We start from the raw sequence: 26,736 nt of genomic DNA, 5'->3' as shown, positions 1-26,736 counted from the left end.
TCAGTCTCTGAAGACCGGCCGGAACACGTCGCCATAGGCCTCGTCGATGATTCGGCCGTGCTGGAGAAGCTCGGCACCCAACCGGCCGATCTCGTCAGAGCTTTTGGCCGCCGCGCCACAGCCGCCCGTGAGCACAGCGATATGCTCGCTCGCAAAACCGATCGACGGATAATTCTCCGGGGTGAACGAGGTCACGCAGGCGGCCATCGAAATGGGCGCATCGGCCAGGGTCGGCACGAGCCCCGTGATAATCCGGTGCAGGTGATCGCGGGTGGTCAGCCGACCACCCCGCCTGAACCACGCCCGGATCTCCGGCTCCGTCTCCAGCTGCAGATCGTCCGGATCCCCGCCGATCTTCAGATAGGTCTTGCCGTCGGGATAACGCACCGGCGGCAGCAGATAGATGTGGTCGATGGGATCAGCCGGCTGATGGATAAGCGACGGCATGCCGGCATAGGCGGCAAGATCTTCGTCCGGGATCTCGAAGAAGGCGACGGTTCGCGCATAGACCTTGAGATCGATGGGACGCGGCAACAGGTTCTCGTTGATCGAGAAACCACCGGCGGCAATCAGCACGCGCTCGGCGGTATAGACGGCCCCGTCATCTGTAGTGACGATGGCAAGACCGCCCTCCTCCCGGACGGATACCGCCGTCTGACGAATCACCCTTGCGCCGGCCTTCTCCGCAAGCAGGCTCTGCGCCTCCACGAGCCGGCGCGGATTGACGTAACCCGCATTCCGCTGCTCGTAGACACCCTCGCAATCGGAGCCGAAGTCGAAATAGCGGAACCGCGACTTGAGTGCTGCGTCCGACAGCATCTCGATCGAGACACCAAGCTGCGCGGCGGCAGCCTCCACCTGGCCGACATAGGGGTCGTGCCCACCGCGCTTCGGTCCGACGATCAGGCATCCGACCTCATCATAAAACGCGACGCCGCTTTCGGATGCGATGTCGGCGTAGCGCGCGATCGAGCGATTGGCGAGCCGCGCCCAGATGGGGTTCGAATCGATCGTCCGGGTAATCCGGGCCTCGTCGTAGTGGCTGGCGAAGACACCGTGATGGCTAGACCAGTCCCTCGGCTCATCGGGCCCGATGACGGCGACGCCATCTCCGGAAAGTGCCAGATACCGGGCTGCCGCAGCCCCCATCATGCCTCGACCAACGACAATCGACTTGAACCGCTCAACCATGCGTCACCATCCTTACGTTGAGTGCGGTGATAGCATGACGAAGCCGGCTGTCCAGCCGATTTGAAGCCGGATGGCGGCGTTTTTCAATTGCCGATCAAGGCGATCACCTTGCCGCAATAGCGCTTCGAGATCGGGTTCATGCGCTTGGCGCCATGGCCGGCATTGTAGCGAAGAATGGTACCGCAGGTCTCACCGCCACCCAGTTCGTGGGCCATGGAGAGATACTTCATGCCATACCTGATATTGGTCTCGGGGTCATAAAGCCCCTTGGTCTTGCCGCGGTAGCCCATGGCCCGCGCCGTCGCCGGCTTGATCTGCATGAGCCCCACCTCGCCGGCACTTCCGCGCGCCTTGGGGTTGAAGTTGCTCTCCACGCGGACGACGGCATGGGCAAGATCAACCGGGACGCCGTAGCTCTTGGCGTATTTCGTGATGATCGCGCTGTAGGGGCTTTTCGAGAAGGAAGGCGCTGCCGGATAACCGGCATCACGGGTGATTGTCTTGAGGGGCTTTTTGAAGCGGCGCTCCTCGCTGCCGGCAAGCGCGGACTGGACGTTGGTCAAAAGCATTGCAATGCATGCCGCGGCAGCAACAAGTCGTCGTGTCATGAGAAGGTTCAGTCTCCAGTCAAGAACCGGCATCGGCGCGCGTCAAAGCAAACGCAGGTCATGCGTCGCGAGCCCAGGTTGGGCTGCCCGTTTCGGTTCTCTCGAGTTGATGTTTGCGCCGGGTTCTGAAGAGAACCACCCGCGCCGTTCAGCCCGTCCTTTAGAACGGCGCAATAAGGAATTCGTGTGGCGTTGCAACAAAACGGGGCTGCGGTCGTTGACGACGATGGCCTTTTGAACCGTGCCGAAGAGGCCCGATCAGCTGAAACGCGGCAGGCTTGTCAGCAGCCGATGCAGCGTCTCGATAGTCGAGCTGTCGGCGACACCGTCAACCTTGGCTTGCCGGAAATGACGCTGGAACGCGGCGACGACGCCCTCTGTCTGGGCGCAGAATTCACCAGAGATCTCAATGCCGTAACCATAGAGCGACAGCATGGACTGCAGGGCCTCGACCGGCTGGCCGCGATCACCCCGCTGGAAGAAGCGTCCGCCCCCGATCACAGAGGGCTCAACCCAGTGTCCGACACCTGCGCCATGCAGGCGGTCCCAGGGGAAATTTTCACCGGGATCGACCTTGCGAATGGGGGCCACATCGGAGTGTGCCAGCACCCGTTCTGGGGCAATTCCATGCCGGTTGACGCATTCGAGACACAATTCGATGACGGATTCGAGCTGCCTCTCGGGGAAGTCTGGAAGACCGCCAGGGTGTCCGGCATTGGCGATCTCGATGCCGATCGAACGGGAATTGATATCCGTCTCGCCGCCCCAGATGCTTTTGCCTGCGTGCCAGGCGCGCCGCTCTTCCGGCACCATCTGAACCACGCGTCCGTCCTCGTGCACCAGATAGTGGCTGGAGACCTGGCTTTCCGGCGCGCAGAGCCAAGCCTGCGCACCCTCGGCGGACGGCATGCCCGTATAGTGCAGAAGGAGAATATCCGGACGCTCGACGCCGACGCGTTCGCCATGATTGGGCGAAGGACAGACCTCCGCGCGCTCAAAATCCGCAGTGAACGAACTCATGCCGCCCGGCGCGCCTTCTCGATCGCCGAATAGGCCTCGTTGAACTTGGCCATGCGATGGTTGGCGACGCTGTGGAATTCCGTCGGAATGCCGCGCGCATGCAGTCGGTCGGGATGATGTTCGGCCGCCAGCGCCCTGTACTTCTTGCGGATCGTCGCAAAATCGTCGGACGGCTGCACCCCGAGAACCCCATAAGGATCGCCGTCGAGATGGATATGCCGTTCGGTGATCATCGCGAACCGTTCTTCCGAGATTGAGAAGATCTCGGCGATGCGTGACAGGAAGGCGAGTTCCTTCTCATGCACGAGGCCATCGGCCTTGGCGATGTGGAACAGAGCATCGATAATGTCTTCCAGGACCGGGCAGAACTCGTCGCAGGTCCGGCACATGCCGGCGAGGTTCTTCGCATAGGTCTCGAAACCGGCCACGTCCTGGCGGGCCAGATTGTAGAGCCGGGCGACGTTGCGCGCTTCCTCAGGCGGAAACTCGAAGATCTTGCGGAAGGCCTCGACCTCGGCATTGGAGACAATCCCGTCTGCCTTGGCCATCTTCGCCGAGAGCGCGATGATGGCAACCGAGAAAGACACGCGCCTGCGCGTTTCCGGATCGCCTTCGAAGGCCGTGCGAATGGCCTCGACGATACCGCCGATCACATTGCCGGCGGCATCCCCGATCGCGCCCAGAAGGCGGTCCCAGAATGACGATATTTGTTCGCAGGCGAAATCGAAAATCATGGAGAAGCTTGACCAAAATTACCCAGAAAAAGCAAGGCGGGCCGGCCTTTGGTGAAGATTAAAGTTTCTTCATCTTGAATATGTTTCGCTGAACGCGTCGGCTTTGGCCGATGCTGGTATCGGCCCAATCTTATCCACAGACCACGTTGCGCCACCGTCATCGATTGAATCGATTATATCCGATCAAGCGCAGCCAACACCGGCGAAATGCCCGTTTTCCTTGATTTTTTCGCTTTACAGCTCGCCTCTGCTGTCGCATCCATTTGCCACCTGAACACCCAGCAGCCGGGCGATAAAGACGCCTGAGGAGGATCGATGGCCAAGCAGAAAGTCGCGATGTTGACCGCCGGGGGCCTTGCGCCCTGTCTCTCGTCCGCAGTCGGCGGATTGATCGAGCGCTACACCGACATCGCACCCGAAGTCGATCTTATCGCCTACAAGTCCGGCTTCCGCGGCCTGCTGATGGACTACAAGATCGAGATCACCAAGGAGATGCGCGAAAAGGCACATGTGCTGCATCGCTACGGCGGATCGCCGATCGGCAACAGCCGCGTGAAGCTCACCAATGTCGCAGACTGCGTGAAGCGCGGCCTCGTCAGGGAAGACCAGAACCCGCTGCGTGTCGCAGCCGAACGTCTCGCGGCAGATGGCGTGACGATCCTCCACACCATCGGTGGTGACGACACCAACACAACAGCTGCCGACCTTGCCGCCTATCTCGGCGCCAACGGCTACGACCTGACGGTCGTCGGCATGCCGAAGACCGTCGACAACGACGTCTACCCGATCAAGCAGACGCTCGGCGCCTGGACGGCCGCCGAAGTCGGCGCACGCTTCTTTGACCATGTCTCGAACGAGCAGAGCGCTTCGCCGCGCACGCTGGTCATCCACGAAGTCATGGGCCGCCACTGCGGCTGGCTGACGGCGGCGACGGCCCGCGCCTACATGCAGCGGACCAAGCATAACGAATATGTCGAAGGCTTCATGATGAACCAGGAGCTAAAGAACATCGACGGCCTCTATCTGCCGGAGACGCATTTCGACATGGAGGGTGAAGCCGCCCGCCTGAAGGAAATCATGGATCGCACAGGTTTCGTCACGCTCTTCGTCTCGGAAGGCGCCTGCATGGACGAGATCGTCGCCGATCGTGAGGCGGCCGGCGAAGAGATCAAGCGCGACGCCTTCGGCCATGTGAAGCTCGACACGATCAATGTCGGCAACTGGTTCCAGAAGCACTTCGCGAAACTCCTCGATGCCGACCGCTCCATGGTGCAGAAATCGGGCTATTACGCGCGCTCCGCCCCGGCAAATTATGAGGACCTGCGCCTGATCCAGAGCATGGTCGATCTCGCGGTCGAAAGCGGTCTGAACAAGGTGTCGGGCGTGACCGGTCACGATGAAGACAGGGGTGGCCGCCTGCGCACCATCGAGTTCCCGCGGATCAAGGGTGGCAAGCCGTTTGACCTCGAAACGCCGTGGTTCAAAGAAGTGATGGACTATCTGGGGCAGAAGTACCGTCCGATCCATTGACCTCGCGGCCGAAAGCTGGCTTCCTCTCAACCGAGGAGTGAGTGCCATGTCCCATGTTACCTGGATCCTGTTCGCCGTCGTCGCGACCGCCTTCTTGGTCGCGCCGGACCGGTCGAAACGGCTGGTTCTCGCCTATGCCATGGCGCATGGGCGAAAGAGCGCCTTTGCCACGGTGACCGGCGTTACCCTCGGCACTGCATTGACGGCTGCCGCGGTCCTGGCGGTGTCTTTCGCTGTGATCTCGATCTCCCCTTCGGCCTTCTCTGTCCTGCAGTGGATCGCGCTCGGTTGCCTCGTGCTGTTCGGCCTTGGCCTCTCGCGTGCCCCGGCCGGCAGCGAGCCGGTCGCCGACAATGACAATCTGCCAGAAGAAAAGCCGCTGCGAGTCATCTCCCATTGCGTCGCGAGCGAGCTGCGTGATCCGCGGAGCGCCCTGCTCATCGCCGCACTTCTGCCGCAATTCCTAAGCCCCGCCAGCCCCTTCCTCCCGCAGGCCGCGATCCTTGGCGGCCTCTTGGTTTTCCTCTCCGCCACCACCTCTCTCGTCTACGCGATGATGGCCGACAAGGTGCGAAAAACCATCAGAAAACATGTGGTTCGCCGGACAATCAACCGCTCCGGCGGCACGGTACTGATCGCGGCCAAGGCCGTGACAGCCGGCTATCGCAAGATCGCCGCCTGAGCCACTTCGCTTGCGAAGTTCCGCCGCTTCGACCGTAAGCTTGCCGCAATCTCGGGCATAGATTAAGAATTGGAAACGAACCGCCGGGTGATTTGCTCAGGTGTTCGCGTGCATCTCGTAACGGATAGTGGCATGAACGTCAGAACTGACCGCGGCATCGCACTCTGCATGGCTGCTTCATTGTTGGCCGGACTGGGCGGATGCACAGCGATCGACGAGAGCGTCAAGGCAGATCTTGCCTCTGCTCCGATTGCCAATCCCAAGTCCCCGGAAATGCTCGCGGCTTCGGCCGCAGAAGCTGCCGTGAACGGCGCATCGACGACCCCGGGTGCTCCCACGATGACCCAGGCTGAACTGGCTGCCGCCAATCCAGGACCGGCCCCGATCATTCCAGGCACCGAAACGGCAGCTCCGATCCCTGCGCTCAAGGCATCCGCGCTGTCAGCGACTGCACCCCAGACGGCTGCGACCGATGCACTCGCCATGGTGACGGCACCGGCCACGCCGCAGACCGGCGCCCAGCAGATGGCGGCAGCGGCCGCCTCCACCGAAGCGACACTGACACCTCCAGGCGTGGCACCGGCCACCGCTGCCGCAGCAACGGCCGCAGTTACGACTTCGACTGAGCAGAAGCCTTTGGTTCTTGCTTATGCCGCACCATTGCGGGCAACGGCGCTGACCAGCTTCGGCGACCCCTTTGACGTGTCTCCGCCCGGTGCACCGCCTACGCTTGATCTCGAGCGCAAACCTGAAACGGTTGGCCCGACGCGTCTCAACGCGCTGATCGAGAAATACTCCAGGCTCTACGAGATCCCGGTCGATCTCGTGCATCGCGTCGTCCATCGCGAGAGCCGCTACAACCCCGCAGCCTACAGCAAAGGCAATTACGGCCTGATGCAGATCCGCTACAACACCGCCAGGGCCATGGGTTATGATGGCCCGGCCGACGGTCTTTTCGACGCGGAAACCAATATCAAATATGCGGTCAAATATCTGAAGGGCGCCTGGGTCGTTGCCGACAACGATCACGACCAGGCAGTCCGCCTTTATGCACGCGGCTATTATTACGATGCCAAGCGCAAGGGCCTGCTTCACCTGACACGGTGAAACCGCCCTCTCATTTCAGCGCCTCGCGAACCGCCTGAACGAGCTTTTGCGGTCTGTAGCCGACACTTCGTGGCGTGAGGCCAAGCCTCACCACCACCAGCCCCTCCGAGGGGATCACGGCAATCGACTGACCGTCATGGCCGAGCATCCAGAGCGTCTCGGCTGGAAGTGCGTAATTCTCGTCCTTGTCGACTGGACCGTTCTGCCAGGCTTGCCCCTGCGTGTAGTCACCGCCAGAAACGGTCGTCGGCCGATTGACGCGCTCGATGAAGGACGGGGCGAGAACCTGCTGTTCGCCCCATTTGCCATTGTCGGCAAGAAGCAGACCGAATCGTGCCCAGTCGCGTGCCGTCGCATAGAGGTAGGAACTGCCGACAAAGGTCCCGGTTGGGTCCGCCTCCAGGACGGCACTCCGCATACCGATTGGATCGAAGAGAGCACGACGCGGATAGGCCAGCGCTTCAGAGCGCTCTGAAAAGCGGGACATCCAGTAGCGCGAAATGAGCACCGTTTCACCGGATGAGTACTTGAAGCGGGTCCCTGGAGCGGCTTCAGTGGGAAGCGACGCGACGTAGGCGCCCATGTCACCTTCAAGATACAGCATCCGGGTGACGTCGGTGACATCGCCGTAGCTCTCATTGAAGCTGATCCCGCTTTCCATTGCGAGCAGGTCGGTGAGCTTGATATCGCGCCGGGCATCGCCCGACCATTCGGGAAAGAGTTGGGCCGCCTCGACGTCCAGACGTCCCTCCCCGGCCATGAGCCCGACCAGCGCAGCCGTGACCGTCTTGGTCATCGACCAGCCCAACAGCGGCGTGTTCTCATTGAACCCCGGTGCATAGGTTTCGCCGACGATGCGGCCGTCCTTCACGACCACAACGGCGCGCGCCGCAGGGCCAATCAGTGCCGCATCGGCCAGAATGCTCTGAAGCCGGGGATCGCCACTCTGTACAGCCTCGCCTTCAGGCCAGGGCAGACTGAGATCGGCGGGTGCTGCCTCGGCCGGCGGGGCAGTCAGTCCTTTCGCGTTCGCGATCTGCGCGTCGCTGACGGGCGTGCACCCCAGCCCCTGGCGATGGAGAGCCACTGACGGCGCAATCATGTCCAGCATCGACGTGCGCACGATCCCCTGCTCAAGATCCACCTCGGCTCGTATCAGCCGCAAGAGCGGATGCCCGGGCGCCTGCACATCGTCACGCAAAACCTCGTCAGCATCTCGACCGGCGATGAAAACGTTGGAGCAGATGATCTTGGCAGCGTAACCGGTTCCGACCCGGAGCAACTCCGGAGGGAATGCAACAACAAACCCGATGCCGACGACAACGATCGCAACCAAGGCGACCACCAGCCGCACACCCCACTTCACCAGTATTTGCATCCGCATTCCTCCACACCTCGCCATCGAAGCAGGAAAGAATGACAGACGGAAGATGCTGAGTGCCGCGAGGGGACGATTTCTCGCCCGCTCTTAACCGGCAGGCGCGGAACTTGTCTGCTGGATCAGGCGGGCCTGCAGATAGGCAACCACCTCTCCGGCACCGAAGGGTTTTGAGAACAGAAACCCCTGGGCCTCTCCGATACCGAGCCGCTTGACGAAATCGAGCTGGTTCTTGGTTTCGATGCCCTCGATCGTCGTGCGGATCTGAAAGGTCTCGGAGAGCTTGTGCATGAGATCGACGAGCTTGGCTCCCTGGCTCGTTTCCAGCATCTGCCCGGCGAAAGACCGGTCGATCTTCAGTTCGTCGAGCGGGAAGAGCCGCAGATTGTTGATCGACGAGAAGCCCGTACCGAAATCATCGAGCGCGATGCGCACTCCGCTCGACCGGAGTTCGGCAAGGCTTCGGCAGACGAGATCGATGTCGACGGAAAACACCGCCTCCGTCACCTCGATCGTCAGCCGCTCCGGTGCAAGCCCGGTGTCGACGAGACAATCGAGGATATGCGTGACGAAGTTGGGATCCTTGAACTGGTCGCCGGAGACGTTGACGCTGACGCCCGTCGGCTTTGGCCAGGTGACCGCTGCCGCGCAGGCCTGCTGGACCACCCACTTGCCGATGACCTGGATGCTCCCGGTCTTTTCCGCCAGCGGAATGAAGACGTCGGGTGTGATCAAACCCCGCGTTGGATGGTGCCAACGCAGAAGCGCCTCCAGCGATCGAACTTCGCCATGTTCGACGCCGACGATTGGCTGGTATTCGAGATAGAACTCGCCATCGACGAAGCCGCGCGACAGGTCGCGCTCAAGTTCGAGGCCATCCATCACCTCGCGGGCCAGCGCCTCGTCATAGAAGGCGTGGGCCGGGCCGAAGACTTCCTTGGCGCGGTAGAGCGCGAGATCGGCGCGCTGCTGAAGCGCCGCAGCATCCCGGTCTGCGGGGGAGATAACCGTCGCGCCGATACTGACGCCAGCCATCACCCGACCATGCTCAAGCTCGAAGGGCTGGGCGAGCACATGTTCGATTTCCAGGCAGACGAATTCGGCCACCGGCCGTCGCTGCACTTGCGGCAGAAGGACAGCGAACTCATCGCCGCCCAACCGGAAGAGCTGAGCATCATCTCCGGCAGCATCCCGCAGCCGCTTTGCCACACCGACCAGCAGCCCATCGCCCGCAGCACGACCGAGCGTGTCGTTTACATATTTGAAGCGGTCCAGATCGATCAGAAGAAGCGTTCCGCGGGGCTGGCTGCCTGGCTTAAGGACCGCCGCCAAGGCCTCGTTGAACGCCTGCCGATTGCCGAGCCCGGTCAGCCGATCGACACGCGATGCAGCCTCGAGCTCCCCTGCTCCGCCTTCCAGACGAAGGATCCGCTCATGCAGAAGCGCCTCCCATGCAGCGATTCGCCAACCGATCGCAGCCCCGACAAAGGGCAGACAAAAGGCTGCAAGCGACGACCAGTCACCGAGAAATTCTGTGAAGAGCATGCCAAAACCGCTCTGTTTGAAAGCGGTGAGCACGATGATAGCTGGCGCAACAGCACCGCCAATAAAGCCGGCAAGACCGTAACGCAGCCTCCTGCCAAGCGGGATTTCAATTAACATCATGTTAAACACCCCTAAAATAACTGAGGATAAATTGTATTAAATGCGTTGAAATTCGGTTACCGACGTTAGGCGCAAACGTCATCAAACTGTAGCAAGCGAAAGCTACACGCCGTGAAACCCTAGAGGACGGCGGATCGACATGACAGACCTTGCACCCGATGCCGGATTTCGTGGAAACGAGAAGCTGAAAGACGCGCTTCTCCAGCATGCGGCTCTATCGCCCGCCGGCATGTCGGAGCGCCTGTTCGGCCTGCTCTTTTCTGGCCTCGTCTACGCCCAGATCTGGGAAGATCCTGAGGTCGACATGCAGGCCATGGATCTTACTGAGGGCCACCGCATCGTCACCATCGGCTCCGGCGGCTGCAATATGCTCGCCTATCTCGGCCGCCGTCCGGCCTCGATCGACGTGGTGGACCTGAACCCGAACCACGTGGCACTCAATCGCTTGAAGCTTGCCGCCGTCCGCCATCTACCGGACCATGCCTCCGTGCGCCGCCTGCTCGGCGATCAGATGGTCGCGACGAATGTGAGCCTCTACGACCGCCACATCGCGCCCAATCTCGACGCGGCGACACGGCGCTACTGGGAGACCCGCGGCATCAGCGGCCGTCGCCGCATCTCCGTCTTCAATCGCAACATTTACCGCACCGGACTTCTTGGTCGCTTCATCGCTATCGGCCATCTGATTGCCCGCAGCCACGGCGTGCGGTTGGAGGAACTGGCCGAGACTCGCTCTCTGCGCGAACAGCGCATGTTCTTCGACAGCCGTATCGCTCCGCTCTTCGACAAGCCGCTGATCCGCTGGCTCACCCGCCGCAAGAGCTCGCTCTTCGGGCTTGGCATTCCCCCGCAGCAATATGACGAACTCGCCTCGCTCGCCGATGACGGAACGATTGCGCCCGTCCTGCGCCACCGCCTCGAAAAGCTCTGCTGCCACTTCCTTCTGCGCGACAACTACTTCGCCTGGCAGGCTTTCATGCGCCGCTATCCGAAACCCGAGGAAGGCGTCCTGCCGACCTATCTTCAGGAGGCGCATTATCCGGCCATCCGCGATTCAGTCGCGAACGTAACGGTCCACCATGCAAACTTCACCGAATTGCTGGCGAAAAAGCCCGCGGGAAGCGTCGATCGCTACGTTCTTCTCGACGCCCAGGACTGGATGAACGAGCGGCAGCTGAACGAATTATGGACCGAAATCACAAGGACGGCAGCCGACGGTGCCCGGGTCATCTTCCGCACCGCTGCGGAAGAGAGCATCCTGACCGGCAAGCTGGCACCTGCGCTGCTCGACCAGTGGCACTACCAGGTTGAACGCTCGCAGTCGCTGAACGCCCAGGATCGCTCCGCAATCTACGGCGGCTTCCACATCTATGAAAAGCGCGCGGCATGAGCGATATCCCGGCAATCCTGGCAGTCGATGACAAGAAGGATCATGCCGACCGCATGGACCGGATGTACCGCTACCAGCGGCACATCTACGACCTCACCCGTAAATACTATCTGCTTGGCCGTGACCACATGATCGCGGGCCTGGATGTGCCGAGCGCCGGCACGCTGCTGGAAGTCGGCTGCGGCACGGGGCGCAACCTCGCCCTCGCCCGCAGGCACTTTCCCGCGGCAAACCTCTTCGGGCTTGATATCTCGGCCGAGATGCTCGCCACGGCTCAGGCGAAGCTGGCGCGTGACAACACGCCACCAAGGCTGCATGTCGCCGATGCCACGGCTTTCTCTCCAGAAGACTTCGGCCAGCCGCATTTCGACCGCGTGATGATCTCTTATGCCCTGTCGATGATACCCGACTGGCAGGCCGCGATCGATCGGGGCATCGAGGCACTCGGGCCTGCGGGCTCGCTGCACATCGTCGATTTCGGCCAGCAGGAACGCCTGCCCGTGTGGTTCCAGAAAGCGCTGCAGGCCTGGCTTGCACGCTTCCACGTGACGCCCCGCCATGACCTGCGCCACGTGCTCGAAGAACGCGCGGAAGCCCATGGCCTGACCTTGCGCTTCGAGCCACTCTGGCGTGGTTACGCCTGGCATGCCGTCCTGACACGCTCATCATCTAGCTGATCAGCAACATTGCATCTAACCAGATTTTAACCATGATGGGCCAAGGGTGGTGTCGGCTCTCCCCATGTTTCGTCTTGGTCGCACCGCCTGGGGGCATATCTCTTCATTCCCAGCAGACGGACCCTCCATGCGGTGGTTATCGACACTCCTTTTTCCTCTCTGCCTGACGGTTACGGCCTGCACTACGGGCTCCTATGACCTGATGGACACGGCCTCCGTCTCACCGCGCTTTCACGATACCGACCCACAGCATTTCGACGGCAAGACACCGCATCGTCACGAGGTGCATGGCATCGACGTGTCCAAGTGGAACGGCGATGTCGATTGGCGCGCGGTGAAGAAGTCAGGCGTGGCCTTCGTCTTCATCAAGGCGACGGAGGGTGGTGACATGCTCGACCCGCGCTTCCATGAATACTGGCAGGGTGCCCGCGCCGCTGGCATTCCCCATGCGCCCTATCACTTCTACTATTTCTGCTCGTCTGCCGATGAACAGGCTGACTGGTTCATCCGCAACGTACCGCGCGAAGCAAACTTGCTGCCGCCGGTGCTCGATGTCGAGTGGAACCCGACCTCCCCGACCTGCCGCCTGCGCCCGGATGCTGCCACCGTCAGATCCGAGATGCAGCGCTTCATGCAGCGCATCGAAGCCCACTACGGCAAGCGGCCGATCATCTACACCTCCGTCGACTTCCACCGGGAAAACCTGGAGGGCGCCTTCAAGGATCACCATTTCTGGGTTCGCGCGGTCGCCCAGCATCCAAGCGAGATCTATCCCGACCGCCGCTGGGCCTTCTGGCAATATACGTCGACTGGCGTCGTCCCAGGCATCCGCGGCGGCACTGATATCAATGTCTTTGCCGGCACCCAGAAGAACTGGCAGAATTGGGTCAGATCCGTCTCGAAATGATCGCAAACGAGCGCTAGAGGCTCCGCAGAACCCGCCAGAAATGGCGGCACGAATGCGCGAGACTGAAGCCCTCTGCGCGCCAACCCTTGAAGGACCGACTGATGAACAAAGCCCTGCGTCATGCGCTCCCCCTCGCCCTCCTCCTCGCCTCGACCGGCCTTGTGCAGGCGCAGCAATGCGGTGGCGACCTCGCAGCCTTCCTCGAAGGCGTGAAGGCCGAATCCGTCGCAGCCGGCACGCCGCCTGAAATCGCGGACAAGGCGCTGGCAGGTGCTGCCATCGACCAGAAGGTTCTCTCCCGCGATCGATCGCAGGGTGTCTTCCGCCAGACCTTCCTCGAATTCTCCGGCCGCACCGTCAGCCAGGGCCGTCTCGACATCGGTCGCCAGAAGATCAAGGAATACGCAGAGGTCTTCGCTCGCGCTGAACAGGAATACGGCGTACCGGCAGGCGTGATCACCGCCTTCTGGGCCATGGAGACGGACTTTGGTGCCGTGCAGGGCGATTTCAACACCCGTAACGCCCTCGTCACCTTGGCGCACGACTGCCGCCGCCCGGAACTGTTCCGTCCGCAGCTCCTCTCCCTGATCAAGATGGTCGAGCATGGCGATCTCGACCCGGCCGGCAATACCGGTGCCTGGGCCGGCGAAATCGGCCAGGTTCAGATGCTGCCCAAGGACATCATCGAATTCGGCATCGACGGCGATGGCGACGGCCATGTGAACGTCAAGCAGAGCAGCCCGGACGCCATCCTGACGGCTGCCAAGTTCATCCAGCATCTCGGCTTCAAGCGCGGCGAGCCCTGGATCCAGGAAGTAACGATCCCGGAGACCCTGCCCTTCGAAAAGTCCGGCCTCGGCGGCACGATGACGGCAGCTGAATGGTTTGCGCTGGGCGTCCAGCCGCGCGATGGGAACACCGGCTTCGGCTCCCTGCCCGCCTCTCTGGTGCTGCCGCAAGGCCGCAAAGGCCCGGCCTTCATCACCTATCCGAACTTCAACATCTATCTCGAATGGAACCAGTCCTTCATCTACACGACCTCGGCCGCTTATTTCGCCACCCGTTTCGGCGGCGCGCCGGTCTATCAGAAGGGCAACCCTGAACCGGGCCTCGACGTCGACCAGATGACAGCCCTGCAGACGAAACTTCAGGGACTGGGCCACGACGTCGGCAAGATCGACGGCATCCTCGGCGCCGGCACGCGCGTCGCGGTCCAGAAAGAGCAGCAGCGGGTCGGTCTGCCCGCCGATGGCTGGCCGACACCGGCTCTTCTCAACGCCCTCTAAGACGCGGTCAGATACGCGCCAAATAGAGGAAAAAATGGCCGGGTTGGCATGGCTACCCCGGCTTTTTTACGTGCAATGGCTGAGCGATGAGCCTGGGCAGAAGCCCGCAGAACCGCTTATGCACAGCCTCTAGCGCTCACGGATATTAAACTTCATTAACAGCGCGAGATCGCCATCAAGCCTCTGTAATTCAATATTTATTGGTGAAATCCGGTAGGTTTTCCGGCGAGAAATGCCGCATCGCAACACCGATTAGCCCTTGCGCAGACACAAAACAGACATAATATCTAACGGTCAACGCAAGGAGGCACACATGGGACTGACCAATTCTATCAATGTCCTGATCGTAGGTGCAGCGTTTGTTTTTGTAGCCACTATGCTGTTCATCTGACACAGGTCGAATGAACCAAAACCCATGGCTTGGCCGAACCAGGCCACTCCAGCATCCATGAATTTCAAAAGAGCAAGAGGCGCATGACAAGGACCGTCATGCGCCTCTTTCCATTCTGCGGCATCTGAGATCAGGCAGCGGCGCCCGAAAGGGTCTGGGCCTTCGCGGACACGCCGAGGCGCTCGAGCGTCGCAATCGTGAGCGGCGCCCTGTTCATCGTATAGATGTGGAACTCCTCGACACCACGTCGCGACAGGTCCGCGATCTGCTCGGCGGCGATATCAGCGGCGATGGCGGCTCGGGCCTGTGGGTCGTTCTCCGTGCCTTCAAAGCGCGCGTCGATAAAGGCAGGAACGCTTGCCCCGCACATCGAGGCGAAACGCTTGAGCTGGGTCAGGTTCTGGATCGGCATGATGCCCGGCACGATCGGGATCGAAATGCCTGCCGCACGAACGCGGTCCATGTACCGTTCATAGACGTCGTTATCGAAGAAGAACTGGGTGAGCGCGCGCGTGGCCCCCGCATCGACCTTCTGCTTCAGCATATCGAGGTCGACGGCCTCGCTCTCGCTTTCCGGGTGACGCTCCGGATAGGCGGAGACCGAGATCTCGAAGTCCCCCATGTCACGCAAACCGGCTACCAGATCGGCGGCATTGACGAAGCCGCCGGGATGCGGCGCGTAGCGCGTCCCGACACCGCCCTGCGGGTCGCCGCGCAGAGCGACGAAATGACGAACGCCGGCAGCCTGGAATTCCTCGACAACGGCCCGAACCTCCTCACGCGACGCTCCGACACAGGTCAGGTGCGAAGCGGTGGCGAGCGGCGTGTCGGCAATCAGGCGCTTGACGGTCGCAAGCGTCGGCTCGCGCGTCGTGCCACCGGCACCATAGGTTACCGAGACAAAATCCGGCTGGTAGGGCTGTAGCGCCTCGACCGTCTGCCAGAGCTGCTCAGCCATATCAGGCGACTTGGGCGGGAAAAACTCGAAGGAGACCTTGAGGTCAGAGGGCTTGGCGATCGGCCGTTCGGTCTTCGTCATTATCGGCTCCCGGTCAAGGCAAGAGGTTGGTCCTGGGGTGTGGCAGCGGCAGCGTCTCCGCGGCGAGCAAGCCAGATGGTGACTGTGAGACCGCGCCCGGCTGCACTTTGCGGCGGCAGGTCGATTACGTCTTCGACCGAAAGCCCCTGCCGGCCGAGCCATTCGGCCATCACGCCATGCGAAAAGCCGAGACGCACATGGGCATGTTCGTCGCGGAGATATTCATGGACATGGGGGGCGAGATCGATGATCGCCAGACGGCCACCGTCCCGCAGCATGCGCGCGGCTTCCGCCAGAGCCAGTTCCGGCTCTTCGAGGAAGTGCAGAACTTGGTGGATGGTCACGAGATCGTAGTCGCCGGCATCGAGCGGCAGGTTAAGAATGTCGCCATGGCGCACGCTGGCCGACAGGATGCCTTCCTTGTCGAGATTGGAGCGGGCAACCGCCAGCATGTCACGGCTGGCATCGATGCCGATAGCCCGACGATACCGCGGTGACAGCAATTGCAGGATGCGCCCCGTGCCGGTGCCAAGGTCCAGCATCGATTCGACCGCTTCGGTGCCAACGATCTGCAGAAGAGCGGCCTCCACATCGGCATCGTTGACATGCAGTCGGCGAAGCTCGTCCCATTCAGACGCGTTGCGGCTAAAATAGGCCTGCGCCTTCTCCGCCCTCGCACGCTTCACGCCAGCCAGGCGATCACGGTCACGCTGGAGAACAGGGTCGCTCTCCTCGGCGGCATCGAGCAGCAGGCGAATGAGTTCGGCCCCGGCCCCGTCCTGCTTCAGACGGAAATAGGCCCAGGCGCCTTCCTGATAACGATCGATCAGATCGGCTTCCGCGAGCAATTTCAGGTGGCGCGAGATACGGGGCTGCGACTGACCGAGAATTTCGGTAAGATCCGTAACAGTCAAGTCGCCGGAGGAGAGCAGCGTGAGCAGCCGCAGGCGGGTCGGCTCGCCCGCCGCCTTCAGCAAATCCACAAGAGTATCGACGCCCAGTCTCATCAGCACCACCGCAATAACGACATAAAGATATCTTTATGTCTGTTCGGCGAATGATGCAAGCCGAAATGTGTGGGGCCACTGGATCGATTGAATAAAAAAAGGCCGGCGCCTTTCGGCCCGGCCCTCCTAATGATCGTCGCAGAGCGCGTTAGCGCGTCAGGCGCTTGTAGGCCTGGCTGCCAGGGTTGAGCGCATCCGGGCCGAGGCGGCGGATCTTGTCCTGCTCGTAGTCTTCGAAGTTGCCCTCGAACCATTCGACATGGCCGTCGCCTTCGAAAGCCAGGATATGCGTCGCCAGACGGTCAAGGAACATGCGATCGTGAGAGATGATGATCGCGCAACCGGCGAAGTTTTCGAGCGCAGTCTCAAGCGCACCCAGCGTTTCCGTATCAAGGTCGTTGGTCGGTTCGTCGAGCAGCAGAACGTTGCCGCCGGCCTTCAGCATCTTGGCCAGGTGCACGCGGTTGCGCTGACCGCCGGAGAGATTGCCGACCTTCTGCTGCTGGTCGCCACCCTTGAAGTTGAAGGCGCCACAATAGGCACGGGAGTTCATGTCGAACTTGCCGAGCTTGATGATTTCGGCGCCGCCGGAGATCTCTTCCCACACCGTCTTGTTGGGATCAAGTGAGTCGCGGCTCTGGTCGACATAGCCGAGATGCACGGTGTCACCGATGCGGATCGAACCGGCATCCGGCTTTTCCTGACCGGTGATCATCTTGAACAGCGTCGACTTGCCGGCGCCGTTCGGACCGATGATACCGACAATACCGCCGGGCGGCAGCTTGATCGAGAGATCGTTGATCAGAGTGCGCCCTTCGAAGCCCTTGTTGATGCCTTCCATCTCGATGACGACGTTGCCGAGACGCTCGGAGACCGGAATGATGATTTGCGCATCGCCGGGACGAATGCCTTCAGCCGCATCGACCAGCTGTTCATAAGCCTTGATACGGGCCTTGGACTTGGCCTGACGGGCCTTCGGGCTGGATGCGATCCATTCCTGTTCGCGCGAGATCGCCTTCTGGCGACCAGCCTCTTCGCGGTTTTCCTGAAGCATGCGCTTGGCCTTCGCCTGCAGGTAGGCCGAATAGTTGCCTTCGTACGGAATGCCACGGCCGCGGTCGAGTTCGAGGATCCAGCCGGTGACGTTGTCGAGGAAGTAGCGATCGTGGGTGATCATCATGACGGCACCCGGATAATCGCGCAGGTGCTTTTCGAGCCAGGCAATGGTCTCGGCGTCCAGATGGTTGGTCGGTTCGTCGAGCAGCAGCAGGTCCGGCTGCGAGAGCAGCAGGCGGCAAAGCGCGATACGACGGCGCTCACCACCGGACAGAAGGGTGACGTCTGCATCCTTCGGCGGGCAGCGCAGCGCTTCCATCGCCATTTCGACCTGCTGCTCCAGATCCCAGAGGTTCTGGCTGTCGATGATGTCCTGAAGCTTGGAGCCCTCTTCCGCCGTCTCGTCGGAATAGTTCATCATCAGTTCGTTGTAGCGGTCGAGCACGGCCTGCTTGTCGGCAACGCCTTCCATGACGTTTTCAAAGGCGTTCTTGGCCGGATCGAGATGCGGTTCCTGCTCCAGGTAGCCGACGGTGGCACCTTCGGCGAGCCAGGCTTCACCGGTGTATTCCTTGTCCTGACCGGCGATGATGCGCAGAACGGTCGACTTACCGGCGCCGTTCGGGCCGAGGATACCGATCTTGGCATCGGGATAGAACGAGAGATGGATGTTCTCGAGAATCTTCTTTGCGCCGTAGGACTTGCTAAGTCCCGACATGTGATAGATGAACTGGCGTGCCATGGGGTCTTGCTCCGGCGGGAATGGGAATTTGCCGCTATGTAGGCGAATTGCGTCGCGTGAGCAATGCAGACCGGGCCAGGATGCCGGGTTTTTCTAACTCTTGTCGCGAGGAACAGAACCTCGCGATCACTTCAGCGCAGCATGCACGACGCTGTAGATCTTGAGGCGGCCCGGCTCTGCACCCGCGACAGGCACGAGCCCTGACCACTCTTTCCCGCCAACCAATGCCGCATAGAGTGGCGCCTCTTCGGACGGAACGGGAAAAGGCACGTGGCAGACCGCCACATAGTCGGATTCCTTAAGTGCAGCCTTGCGCGCGGCGGCATCGGTTCCCGCAAAGGCGCTGAAACTCAGTCGGATTCCTGGCGCTGCACGATGGAACGGGATCGCCATGACCGAGACGCCATCAGGCACATGCGCTGCCAAAGCAAGCCCGATGCCGGTCGGAGCCAGGATCCGGCCCGGCGCCAGCCCTGTCAACTCGGCGAAATCCTCGCCACGGCAATCATCCACCGACATCAGCCAGACCGCGTCCTGCGGTGACGGCCGGTAGGGCATGAGCGCATAGAGGCCGCCCACAATGGCTGTCAGAACCGCGACGGGTGCGATCACGAGCGCCTTTGCCCGCCGTCCCTCACCGCTTGAGAGCGTATCGACGCAGAACTTCAGCGCCAGCGGCAGAAAGACCGGCATCAGGGCCGCAGGAAATCGCACATAGCGGATCAGGATCACGGTCATGGCAAGGGAACTGCAGGCAAACAGGTAGCCCGCCCAGTGCCGCGCGCTGCCCCGCGTCTCCCGACGCCAGAAAGGGCAGCTAAACAACGCAACGAGCGCCATCAGCGCCAGAAACACCAGCACCGCCGCACCCGTCTGTCCGATCTGCCGGAACCCCAGAATGCTCTGTTCCTGCTGGATCCGTTCGAACCAGTAGAGGCGGGAGACCGGATCGATCATCTGGTAGGGGCCAGCAAGGCAGGACGGAAAGAGGAGTACGAGGCCGCAAGTCACGAGCGCGCCGGAAACCGAAAGCGTCAGCAAGCGCGGCAGCAGCGCAGCACCTTCCGGCACCAACCGGCCTGAGATCCAGAAGCATGCGCCAAAGCCGCAAAGGGCTGCGATATAGGGCGCCGAATAGGCGTCGCAGGCCGTCTGCAGCATGGCCCTAGGTCCGATGAAGGCAATCCCCGAGACAAGCGCGACCACCACCATGGATATTCCGGTCTCGACCAGCATCCGGCGCGCGAAGGGAACCCGCAACACGAAACCCATGGCAATGAGCGCAAGCGCTACGGCGACGAAGGGCAGGCATTCCAAGCCGATCACGAGAGAGATCGCTGCTCCGGATCCGACGAATCGACCACCGCGCCCCTGGTCTCTGACAAGTCCGTACAGGATCACCATCATCGCCAGGATCTGAGCATTGTGGTGGTCGATGCGTCCCGGTGAAAATTCGAAGGCGGCAAAGATCAGCACGAAGCCGACCACCAGCCAGCCGGGAACGCTGAGGGCCTCCGGCGGTGTCAGCGCCTGCACCGTCCGCACGGTGAGAGCGGCAAACATCAGCAGCATCACCGGCGGCCAGATCTGTGTCGCGAAGACCAAAGCAAGATCGAGCCCGAGGAACGGCTGAAGGAGCAAGGTTAACACCGCATAGGGCAGATCGATCAGGCGCGACCAGGGCGAAAGATAAATCTCGGGCGACTGGACCATAGGCAGAGTGAGGTCATACCAACCGCCTGTCACCATCAAATGTTTGAGCTGCAGCAACCTGAGATCATCGTCGATATCACCGAAAAAGGAGATCCCGTCCATCCTGTCGAAAGCCACCATGACCAGCAGGAGACCGGCCACAATGACGAAGGGCCGCACGCCGCCTGGCCCCGCTGCCGATCGCTCCGTCTCCGCCATGCCTGATCCCCGACCTTCGTTTGATGCGTGGAAGCTAGACGCAAAGGAATGAAAATTCCTTTGCCCTCGATCAAGGCCGTTGATTGACAGACGGGGTACAGCAGGCAACACAAGGGAAAATGCAAGGGGATCCAGATGTTTGCAGAGCGACAGTGGCTCGACAGCCCGAGCGGGGCTCGCCTCGCCTATCACCACCAGCCTGCCGAGACCGCCCCGCGCGGCATCCTCCTCCTCTGCCACGGCCTTGCAGAACATTCGCGGCGTTATGAGGGTTTCGCGGGAGCGCTTTCAGCGTCTGGCTATCACGTCTACGCCCATGATCACCGTGGCCATGGCGAGACCACGGCGGCAGATGCGACGCTAGGATCGTTCGCCCGCAAGGACGGACCTGCAAAGGTCGTGGCCGATGTCATGGCGATGCGCGACCTTGCGGCCGCCAAACATCCGGGACTGCCGATCATTCTGTTCGGCCATTCCATGGGTGGCCTGATCGCGCTGAATGTCGCGACCGAACATCCGCAGGCCTTCGCGGCGCTCTCGATCTGGAACTCCAATTTCAATCCCGGCCTTGCCGGTCGCTTCGCCCAAGGCGTCCTTTACCTTGAGCAGATGCTGAAGGGGTCCGATGTCCCCTCCCTGATCCTGCCGAAGGCGACCTTTGCCGCCTGGGGCCGCGCGATCCCAGGCCATCGCACGGCCTTCGACTGGCTGTCGCATGATCCGAAGGAAGTCGACGCCTATATCGCCGACCCACTGTGCGGCTTCGATTCCAGCGTCTCCATGTGGCGCGACATTTTCCGGCTGACCTTTGCCGGCGCAGACCCGGAACGCCTCGTCCGCCTGCCGCAGCGGCTCCCGGTTTATCTCGTCGGCGGCGCTGAAGATCCGGCAACCAACAAGGGCCGCGAAATCCGCTGGCTCGGCCAGCGTATGCTGGATGCGGGCATGATCGATGTCGAAACCACCGTCTACGAGACCATGCGCCACGAGACGCTGAACGAGATCGGTCGCGAAAAGGCGATCGGCGATTTCCTGAGCTGGCTCGGCAATCTCGGCCCCTGACGCTCCGATCTCTTGCCGAAACGGAATGATGCCATGAGAGAATATCAGGTGCGGACGGCAAAATCCGGCGGTATAGCTCGCTCGACAGTAGTTCTTGTCATGGCCAGCGGTCCGAAAGGGTCAGATAACAGGGCCTGACAACACGGCACAGGATCGCGCCATGACGACCAAGCCCTCCGCCCCTGCCCCGCTCGCCGGCATCCGCGTGATCGAACTCGCCCGCGTGCTTGCAGGCCCCTGGGCGGGCCAGATGCTGGCCGATCTCGGCGCCGATGTGATCAAGGTGGAAAACCCAGAAGGTGGCGACGACACCCGCGCCTGGGGGCCACCCTTCGTCGAGGGCGCCGATGGCGAAAACCTCTCGGCTGCCTATTACCACTCTACCAACCGCAACAAGCGCTCGATATCAGTCGATCTGAAGACGCCGGAAGGCCAGGAAATCGTCCGCCGCCTCTGCGCCTCGGCCGATGTCGTCATCGAAAACTTCAAGCGCGGCGGGCTTGAGAAATACGGTCTCGACTATGAGAGCCTGAAGGCGATCAACCCCAAGCTCGTCTACTGCTCGATAACAGGCTTTGGCCAGAACGGCCCCTATGCCGATTTCGCCGGTTACGACTACATCGTCCAGGGCATGTCTGGCTTCATGTCGATCACGGGCGAGAAGGACGGCGAGCCGATGAAGGCAGGCGTCGCCATTGCCGACATCTTCACCGGCATCTATGCCGTCACCGCCATCCAGGCCGCCCTCATCCATGTCATGAAAACAGGCCAGGGCCAGTTCGTCGACATGGCGCTGCTCGACGTAATGTCGGCGGTGCTTGCCAACCAGAACATGAACTACCTGATCTCCGGCAAGCCGCCTGTTCGCCTCGGCAATGCCCATCCGAACATCAGCCCCTACGAAGTCGTGCCGACAGCAGATGGCCATTTGATCCTCGCCGTTGGCAATGACGGCCAGTTCAAGCGCCTGTGTAAAATCCTCGGCATCCCCACAGTCGCCGAGGACGAGCGCTTCGCCACCAACAAGGCACGTGTCGCCAACAAGATCGAAGTCCGCCAGATCGTCACCGCCGAGACAGAGAAGTGGCAGAAGCGCGATCTGCTTTCCGCCTGTGAGGCGAATGCCGTGCCGGCAGGACCGATCAACTCGATCGAGGAAATGTTCGCCGACCCCCAAGTCCAGGCGCGCGGCCTCAAGATCGAGCTGACCGACGACAAGGGCACCGTGATCCCCGGCGTGCGCACGCCGATCATGCTCTCCGAGACCCCCCTGCGCTACGAGCGCCCAAGCCCGCGCATCGGCGAGCACGGAAACGAAATTCTGGCCGAACTGGCCGAGCTGGAAAGGAAGACGCAATGAAGAGAACCGGCGGTGAACTGATCGTCGAGGCGCTGAAGGCCAACGGCGTCGAACGTGTGTCCTGCGTTCCCGGCGAAAGCTATCTGGCCGTGCTCGACGCGCTGAAGGACAGCGGCATCGAGACGCTGGTCTGCCGCCAGGAAGGCGGCGCCGCGATGATGGCAGACACCTGGGGCCGCCTCACCGGCAAGCCCGGCATCTGCATGGTGACCCGTGGTCCCGGCGCCACCAACGCCTCCGCCGGCCTGCATGTCGCAAAGCAGGATTCGATCCCGATGATCCTCTTCATCGGCCAGATCGGTCGCGACATGAAGGAGCGCGAAGCCTTCCAGGAAGTCGAATACCGCCGCGCCTTCACCGAATTTGCCAAATGGGTCGGCGAGATCGACGACGCCCGCCGCATCCCGGAATTCGTCACCCGCGCCTTTGCGGTCGCCACATCAGGCCGTCCCGGCCCCGTCGTGCTGACGCTACCGGAGGACATGCTGCTCGACGAAGTCGACGCCCCGGAAGCCAAGGCTTACACCCCGGTCGAGGCCCATCCCGGCCCAAGCCAGATCGCCGCCCTCGGCGCGATGCTGAAGACCGCCAAGCGCCCCATGGTCGTCCTCGGCGGCACGCGCTGGAGCGAGACCTCGGTCGCCGGCATCCAGGCATTCGCGGAAAAGTTCAAGCTGCCGGTCGGCTGCTCCTTCCGCCGCCAGATGCTCTTTGACCACCTGCATCCGTCCTACGCCGGCGATGTCGGCATCGGCATTAATCCGGCGCTGGCCAAGGAAGTGAAGGAAGCCGATCTGCTGATCCTGCTCGGCAGCCGTTTCTCCGAAATGCCCTCCTCCTCCTACACGCTGATGGACATCCCCTACCCGGCCCAGACGCTCGTGCATGTGCATCCGGACCCGTCCGAACTCGGCCGCGTCTACCGCGCTGATCTCGCCATCTGCGCGGCCCCTGAGGAATTCGTCGCAGCGCTCGTATCGCTCGATGCACCCGTCGCCCCAGTATGGGCCGAGCGCACAGAAGCTATGCACGCCGCCTATCTCGCCTGGTCGACGCCGCCGAAGGCTGGCCCTGGCGCCGTGCAGATGGGCCCGATCATGGAGTGGATCGAGGCGAACACGCCGAAGGACGCGATCTTCACCAATGGCGCCGGCAACTATGCCACCTGGCTGCACCGTTTCCACCGCTTCCAGGCCTTCAACACCCAGGCCGCCCCGACCTCCGGCTCCATGGGCTATGGCCTTCCGGCAGCCGTTGCTGCCAAACAGCTGTTCCCGGAGCGTGAGGTCATCTGCTTTGCTGGCGATGGCTGCTTCATGATGCATGGCCAGGAATTCGCGACCGCCATCCGCTACAACCTGCCGATCATCACGCTCGTGATCAACAACAGCATGTATGGCACGATCCGCATGCATCAGGAGCGCGAATATCCGGGCCGTGTCAGCGCCACCGATCTGACCAACCCCGATTTCGCCGCACTCGCCAAGGCCTATGGCGGCCACGGCGAAACCGTCGAAAAGACCGAAGACTTCGCCCCCGCCTTCCTGCGTGCCCGCGCCTCCGGCAAGCCCGCGATCATCGAAATCAAGCTGGATCCGGAGACGATCACGCCAAGCCGCACCTTGACTCAAATTCGCAACAAAGCCTGACAGGCAGTTGAGTAGAAACAAAAAAAGGCCGGGATCGCTCCCGGCCTTTTGCATTCTTCACTTGCCCTGAAAAATCAGATGGCAGCGGTGACGATGAACTCGACCTTGTAGTCCGGGGTCGCGAGCGGCGCACCGCTGGTGGCGCGGGCCGGCGGGTTGGCCGGGTCGATCCAGGCTTCCCAGACGGCGTTCATTTCGCCGAAGGTCGACATGTCGGAAAGGTAGATGATCGTCTGCAGGATCTTCGACTTGTCCGAGCCGGCGGCCGCCAGCAGGCGGTCGACTTCGGCGAGAGCCGACTTCGACTGCTCGGTCACGGTCGAACCTTCGCCGACCTGGCCGGCGAGGTAAACGGTGTTGCCGTGGACGACGGCGCCGCTCATGCGCTTGCCGGGCTCGATACGCTTGATGCTCATGGGAAAACTCCTGCTTGAGGCTGGTTTAGAAAACAGACCGGCCGGACACGAAGGTCCGGCCAAGGATGATGGAAAAGGCGCGTCAGCCGCGCTGGCGCTGCGCGTGTTCGTAGGTTGCCGCCGAACGGGCGCCGGAGCGGCAATAGCCGAGCATCGGGCGTTCGAATTCCTCGAGCGCATCGACCATATCGGCGACAGCATCCGGCGTGACACCCATTGGGCCCACTGGCACATGCTTGATCGTGAGGCCAAGTTCTTCCGCGCGCTTGGCAACGGCTGTGAATTCCGGCTGGCCGAATTCTTCACCATCGGGGCGATGGCAAACGATCGACTTGAAGCCGAGCGCCTTTACCTCATCGACCTCATCAACAGTGATCTGGCCGCTGACCGAATATTCCTCGTTGATCTGGCGGATGTTCATCGGTGCACCTCGTCAATTTCTTGGGGCCAAACATCTACGACGGGCATCCGTAGGCGTCAATCTCGACAGCCTCGCCATCCTCCCTCAGACGAAGGAAAACGCGAGCCCGTATTCGCGGCTCTCGCCGGGTTGGAGAATGTCGAACTCGCCGGCGGCTTCGAGCTCGTTTCGGCCGACCCAGCGATGCGAGACGGGTTCGATACCGAGCACATGGGCCGGCAGCCTCTGGTTCCGCCAGACCTGCAGGTGCGGCAGGGTGTCTGTGCGGAAGCGCACCTTCAGCCGCTTGCCGCCGATCGCCTCCATCGGCCCGAGCCGGAACTCCGCCCAGCCACCATGCCCAGCGGGCACGCAGAAGATCCCGCCGTCTCCTTCGCCGAAGGCCCAGGGCAGACCACCGCCCTCAAGCATGGCCCCTTCGAGCCGGGTTCCGGGATCGAAGTGCTTGGCACCCAGATTGATGTGATACATCAGGAAGGTCGGGAACGGGGCCTCGCCCACATTGACCACCGTGTCGGCAAGCTGCACCTCGCCGCTCTCGCCCTTGAGGCGCCACTGACGGCGCAACTGGGCATGTCCGCCGGCCGCAAGCGCAACGTCGACGACGGCCCGCGCCACGAGATCCTCGCCCTCGACCGACAATTCGATCGAATGCGCCGGATTGGCGGAAAAGGAGCCATGCAGCGGATAGGCAGCATCCGTGCCGAATATCGGCTCCCGGTGCCGGATGTGGTCTGGACCGCATGTGAACAGGAAGCCTTCGAGCGAATGATCGATGCGGGGGTCGCCGTCATCGGGAATGGCCCGGCCGGGCGCCACATCAACGCCGTCGACAATGCAGGCGCCGACATCGAAGACGGAGCCTTCGTCGAGAGCAAGACGCGGCCCCTTGGGGCCGGAAAACATGATCATGCGAGCGGTTCCTCGGCCTGCTGCTGCGGCGCTCTGAGGTGACCGGTGGAAATCAGATCCTCCAGTCCGACGAGTCCGCTGTCGAGCGAGGAGAGATAGGCGATGTTGACACTGCGCTCAAGCCAGCGCTGGAAGCCGCTTGCTTCGCCGGCCAGTCGCTCGAAACGCTCTTTTCCCCTCTGCGTCAGGGACAGCAGTTCGAAACGACGATCGGACCTGTCTCGTTTGCGGTGCAGATAGCCCTTGTCCTCGAGAACCTTTACGGCGCGGCTGATCTTGGTCTTGCTGAGACCCGCATAACCGGAAATGGCCTTGGCAGTGGTCGGTGAACGCTCACCCAGAGACCAGAGCACCTGCCACTCCGACCAGGACAGTTCATCCTCCGGACCACAGAAGTGCGCAAAGCCGTTATCGACAGTTTCCGCGACCCGGATCAGCCGGAAGGGTAAAAAGTCTTCCAATCTCAGTCGATCCTGCATCTTCCCCCCTTACAGCCGAACCACAAAGCTCTGTTTTAAAGCGTGTCGGCTCTACTGCCCCCACAGTAAGTTAACCCTATATTCACTATGAATTCACCTTTTCCACATTAGTGTCA

24 protein-coding genes are annotated in these 26,736 nt (G+C 61.8%); 10 read left to right on the top strand and 14 right to left on the bottom strand.

Annotation, left to right across the window (positions count from 1 at the left end; all coding sequences use genetic code 11):
• The 4 genes from C0V73_RS21470 to C0V73_RS21455 form a co-directional block, all read right to left on the bottom strand.
• Complete coding sequence (locus C0V73_RS21470; protein WP_102022063.1) at nucleotides 1-1,191, bottom strand: FAD-dependent oxidoreductase; 1,191 nt, start codon at nucleotides 1,189-1,191, stop codon at nucleotides 1-3.
• An 83-nt stretch (nucleotides 1,192-1,274) separates the two neighbouring features.
• Nucleotides 1,275-1,799, bottom strand: a complete 525-nt coding sequence (locus C0V73_RS21465) for a lytic transglycosylase domain-containing protein (protein WP_102022062.1) — start codon at nucleotides 1,797-1,799, stop codon at nucleotides 1,275-1,277.
• Between the two features lie 258 nt (nucleotides 1,800-2,057).
• Nucleotides 2,058-2,819 (bottom strand): N-acetylmuramoyl-L-alanine amidase, encoded by a 762-nt coding sequence (locus C0V73_RS21460; RefSeq protein ID WP_102022061.1) that lies wholly within the window; start codon nucleotides 2,817-2,819, stop codon nucleotides 2,058-2,060.
• Nucleotides 2,816-3,553 carry a DnaJ family molecular chaperone gene (locus C0V73_RS21455; protein ID WP_102022060.1) on the bottom strand — a complete coding sequence of 246 codons (738 nt, stop codon included), beginning with the start codon at nucleotides 3,551-3,553 and terminating at the stop codon, nucleotides 2,816-2,818. The genes C0V73_RS21460 and C0V73_RS21455 overlap by 4 nt, the downstream gene beginning before the upstream one ends.
• A 315-nt stretch (nucleotides 3,554-3,868) precedes the next feature.
• On the opposite strand from C0V73_RS21455, the gene C0V73_RS21450 reads away from it, so the two are divergent.
• The 3 genes from C0V73_RS21450 (at nucleotide 3,869) to C0V73_RS21440 (ending at nucleotide 6,872) form a co-directional block, all read left to right on the top strand.
• Complete coding sequence (locus tag C0V73_RS21450; protein WP_102022059.1) at nucleotides 3,869-5,083, top strand: pyrophosphate--fructose-6-phosphate 1-phosphotransferase; 1,215 nt, start codon at nucleotides 3,869-3,871, stop codon at nucleotides 5,081-5,083.
• A 46-nt stretch (nucleotides 5,084-5,129) separates the two neighbouring features.
• Nucleotides 5,130-5,765 (top strand): LysE family translocator, encoded by a 636-nt coding sequence (locus tag C0V73_RS21445; protein ID WP_102022058.1) that lies wholly within the window; start codon nucleotides 5,130-5,132, stop codon nucleotides 5,763-5,765.
• A gap of 132 nt (nucleotides 5,766-5,897) precedes the next feature.
• Entirely contained in the window at nucleotides 5,898-6,872 is a 975-nt protein-coding gene (locus C0V73_RS21440; protein ID WP_102022057.1) for a lytic transglycosylase domain-containing protein, read from the top strand.
• 10 nt (nucleotides 6,873-6,882) lie between these two features.
• Here C0V73_RS21440 and C0V73_RS21435 read toward each other — a convergent pair whose 3' ends face one another.
• Together C0V73_RS21435 and C0V73_RS21430 are read right to left on the bottom strand one after the other, a co-directional pair.
• Entirely contained in the window at nucleotides 6,883-8,250 is a 1,368-nt protein-coding gene (locus C0V73_RS21435) for a serine hydrolase (protein WP_102022056.1), read from the bottom strand.
• Nucleotides 8,251-8,340: 90 nt separating this feature from the next.
• Entirely contained in the window at nucleotides 8,341-9,795 is a 1,455-nt protein-coding gene (locus tag C0V73_RS21430) for an EAL domain-containing protein (RefSeq protein ID WP_245408067.1), read from the bottom strand.
• Nucleotides 9,796-10,054: 259 nt separating this feature from the next.
• On the opposite strand from C0V73_RS21430, the gene C0V73_RS21425 reads away from it, so the two are divergent.
• The 4 genes from C0V73_RS21425 (at nucleotide 10,055) to C0V73_RS21410 (ending at nucleotide 14,175) form a co-directional block, all read left to right on the top strand.
• Nucleotides 10,055-11,305: a DUF3419 family protein gene (locus C0V73_RS21425; RefSeq protein WP_102022054.1), complete on the top strand. Its 1,251-nt coding sequence runs from the start codon at nucleotides 10,055-10,057 to the stop codon at nucleotides 11,303-11,305.
• Complete coding sequence (locus C0V73_RS21420; RefSeq protein WP_102022053.1) at nucleotides 11,302-11,982, top strand: class I SAM-dependent methyltransferase; 681 nt, start codon at nucleotides 11,302-11,304, stop codon at nucleotides 11,980-11,982. Before C0V73_RS21425 ends, C0V73_RS21420 begins: the two co-directional genes overlap by 4 nt.
• 127 nt (nucleotides 11,983-12,109) lie before the next feature.
• Entirely contained in the window at nucleotides 12,110-12,889 is a 780-nt protein-coding gene (locus tag C0V73_RS21415; RefSeq protein ID WP_102022052.1) for a GH25 family lysozyme, read from the top strand.
• Nucleotides 12,890-12,990: 101 nt separating this feature from the next.
• Entirely contained in the window at nucleotides 12,991-14,175 is a 1,185-nt protein-coding gene (locus tag C0V73_RS21410) for a lytic murein transglycosylase (RefSeq protein WP_102022051.1), read from the top strand.
• Nucleotides 14,176-14,696: 521 nt separating this feature from the next.
• Here C0V73_RS21410 and metF read toward each other — a convergent pair.
• The 4 genes from metF to C0V73_RS21390 all read right to left on the bottom strand — a co-directional run bounded on the left by metF (nucleotide 14,697) and on the right by C0V73_RS21390 (nucleotide 20,321).
• On the bottom strand, nucleotides 14,697-15,605 hold the full coding sequence (gene metF / locus C0V73_RS21405; RefSeq protein WP_102022050.1) for a methylenetetrahydrofolate reductase [NAD(P)H]: 909 nt from the start codon (nucleotides 15,603-15,605) through the stop codon (nucleotides 14,697-14,699).
• A complete protein-coding gene (locus tag C0V73_RS21400) occupies nucleotides 15,605-16,612 on the bottom strand; it encodes a metalloregulator ArsR/SmtB family transcription factor (RefSeq protein WP_102022142.1) in 1,008 nt (335 codons plus the stop codon). Before C0V73_RS21400 ends, metF begins: the two co-directional genes overlap by 1 nt.
• 148 nt (nucleotides 16,613-16,760) lie before the next feature.
• Nucleotides 16,761-18,410, bottom strand: a complete 1,650-nt coding sequence (gene ettA / locus C0V73_RS21395; RefSeq protein ID WP_102022049.1) for an energy-dependent translational throttle protein EttA — start codon at nucleotides 18,408-18,410, stop codon at nucleotides 16,761-16,763.
• Between the two features lie 126 nt (nucleotides 18,411-18,536).
• Nucleotides 18,537-20,321, bottom strand: coding sequence for a hypothetical protein (locus C0V73_RS21390; RefSeq protein ID WP_102022048.1), 1,785 nt, complete (start codon nucleotides 20,319-20,321; stop codon nucleotides 18,537-18,539).
• A 135-nt stretch (nucleotides 20,322-20,456) separates the two neighbouring features.
• Between C0V73_RS21390 and C0V73_RS21385 the strand changes: the two genes are divergently transcribed.
• The 3 genes from C0V73_RS21385 (at nucleotide 20,457) to C0V73_RS21375 (ending at nucleotide 24,392) form a co-directional block, all read left to right on the top strand.
• A complete protein-coding gene (locus tag C0V73_RS21385; protein ID WP_102022047.1) occupies nucleotides 20,457-21,383 on the top strand; it encodes an alpha/beta hydrolase in 927 nt (308 codons plus the stop codon).
• Nucleotides 21,384-21,543: 160 nt separating this feature from the next.
• Nucleotides 21,544-22,743 (top strand): CaiB/BaiF CoA-transferase family protein, encoded by a 1,200-nt coding sequence (locus C0V73_RS21380; RefSeq protein ID WP_102022046.1) that lies wholly within the window; start codon nucleotides 21,544-21,546, stop codon nucleotides 22,741-22,743.
• Nucleotides 22,740-24,392 carry a thiamine pyrophosphate-binding protein gene (locus C0V73_RS21375; RefSeq protein WP_102022045.1) on the top strand — a complete coding sequence of 551 codons (1,653 nt, stop codon included), beginning with the start codon at nucleotides 22,740-22,742 and terminating at the stop codon, nucleotides 24,390-24,392. The genes C0V73_RS21380 and C0V73_RS21375 overlap by 4 nt, the downstream gene beginning before the upstream one ends.
• Before the next feature lie 74 nt (nucleotides 24,393-24,466).
• On the opposite strand, the gene C0V73_RS21370 is transcribed toward C0V73_RS21375, so the two are convergent.
• The 4 genes from C0V73_RS21370 to C0V73_RS21355 all read right to left on the bottom strand — a co-directional run bounded on the left by C0V73_RS21370 (nucleotide 24,467) and on the right by C0V73_RS21355 (nucleotide 26,620).
• Nucleotides 24,467-24,808, bottom strand: a complete 342-nt coding sequence (locus tag C0V73_RS21370) for a RidA family protein (RefSeq protein WP_102022044.1) — start codon at nucleotides 24,806-24,808, stop codon at nucleotides 24,467-24,469.
• Nucleotides 24,809-24,890: 82 nt separating this feature from the next.
• Nucleotides 24,891-25,229 carry a TIGR01244 family sulfur transferase gene (locus C0V73_RS21365; protein WP_102022043.1) on the bottom strand — a complete coding sequence of 113 codons (339 nt, stop codon included), beginning with the start codon at nucleotides 25,227-25,229 and terminating at the stop codon, nucleotides 24,891-24,893.
• 84 nt (nucleotides 25,230-25,313) lie between these two features.
• Entirely contained in the window at nucleotides 25,314-26,141 is an 828-nt protein-coding gene (locus tag C0V73_RS21360) for a DUF4432 family protein (protein ID WP_102022042.1), read from the bottom strand.
• Nucleotides 26,138-26,620: a MarR family transcriptional regulator gene (locus C0V73_RS21355; protein ID WP_245408063.1), complete on the bottom strand. Its 483-nt coding sequence runs from the start codon at nucleotides 26,618-26,620 to the stop codon at nucleotides 26,138-26,140. The genes C0V73_RS21360 and C0V73_RS21355 overlap by 4 nt, the downstream gene beginning before the upstream one ends.
• Between the last annotated feature and the right edge of the window lie 116 nt (nucleotides 26,621-26,736).

Source organism: Rhizobium sp. TH135, from assembly GCF_002855515.1.
In the GTDB taxonomy this organism is placed as follows: domain Bacteria; phylum Pseudomonadota; class Alphaproteobacteria; order Rhizobiales; family Rhizobiaceae; genus Allorhizobium.
The sequence above is the reverse complement of the archived record's forward strand: the minus strand, read 5'-3'. Positions and strand labels throughout refer to the sequence as shown.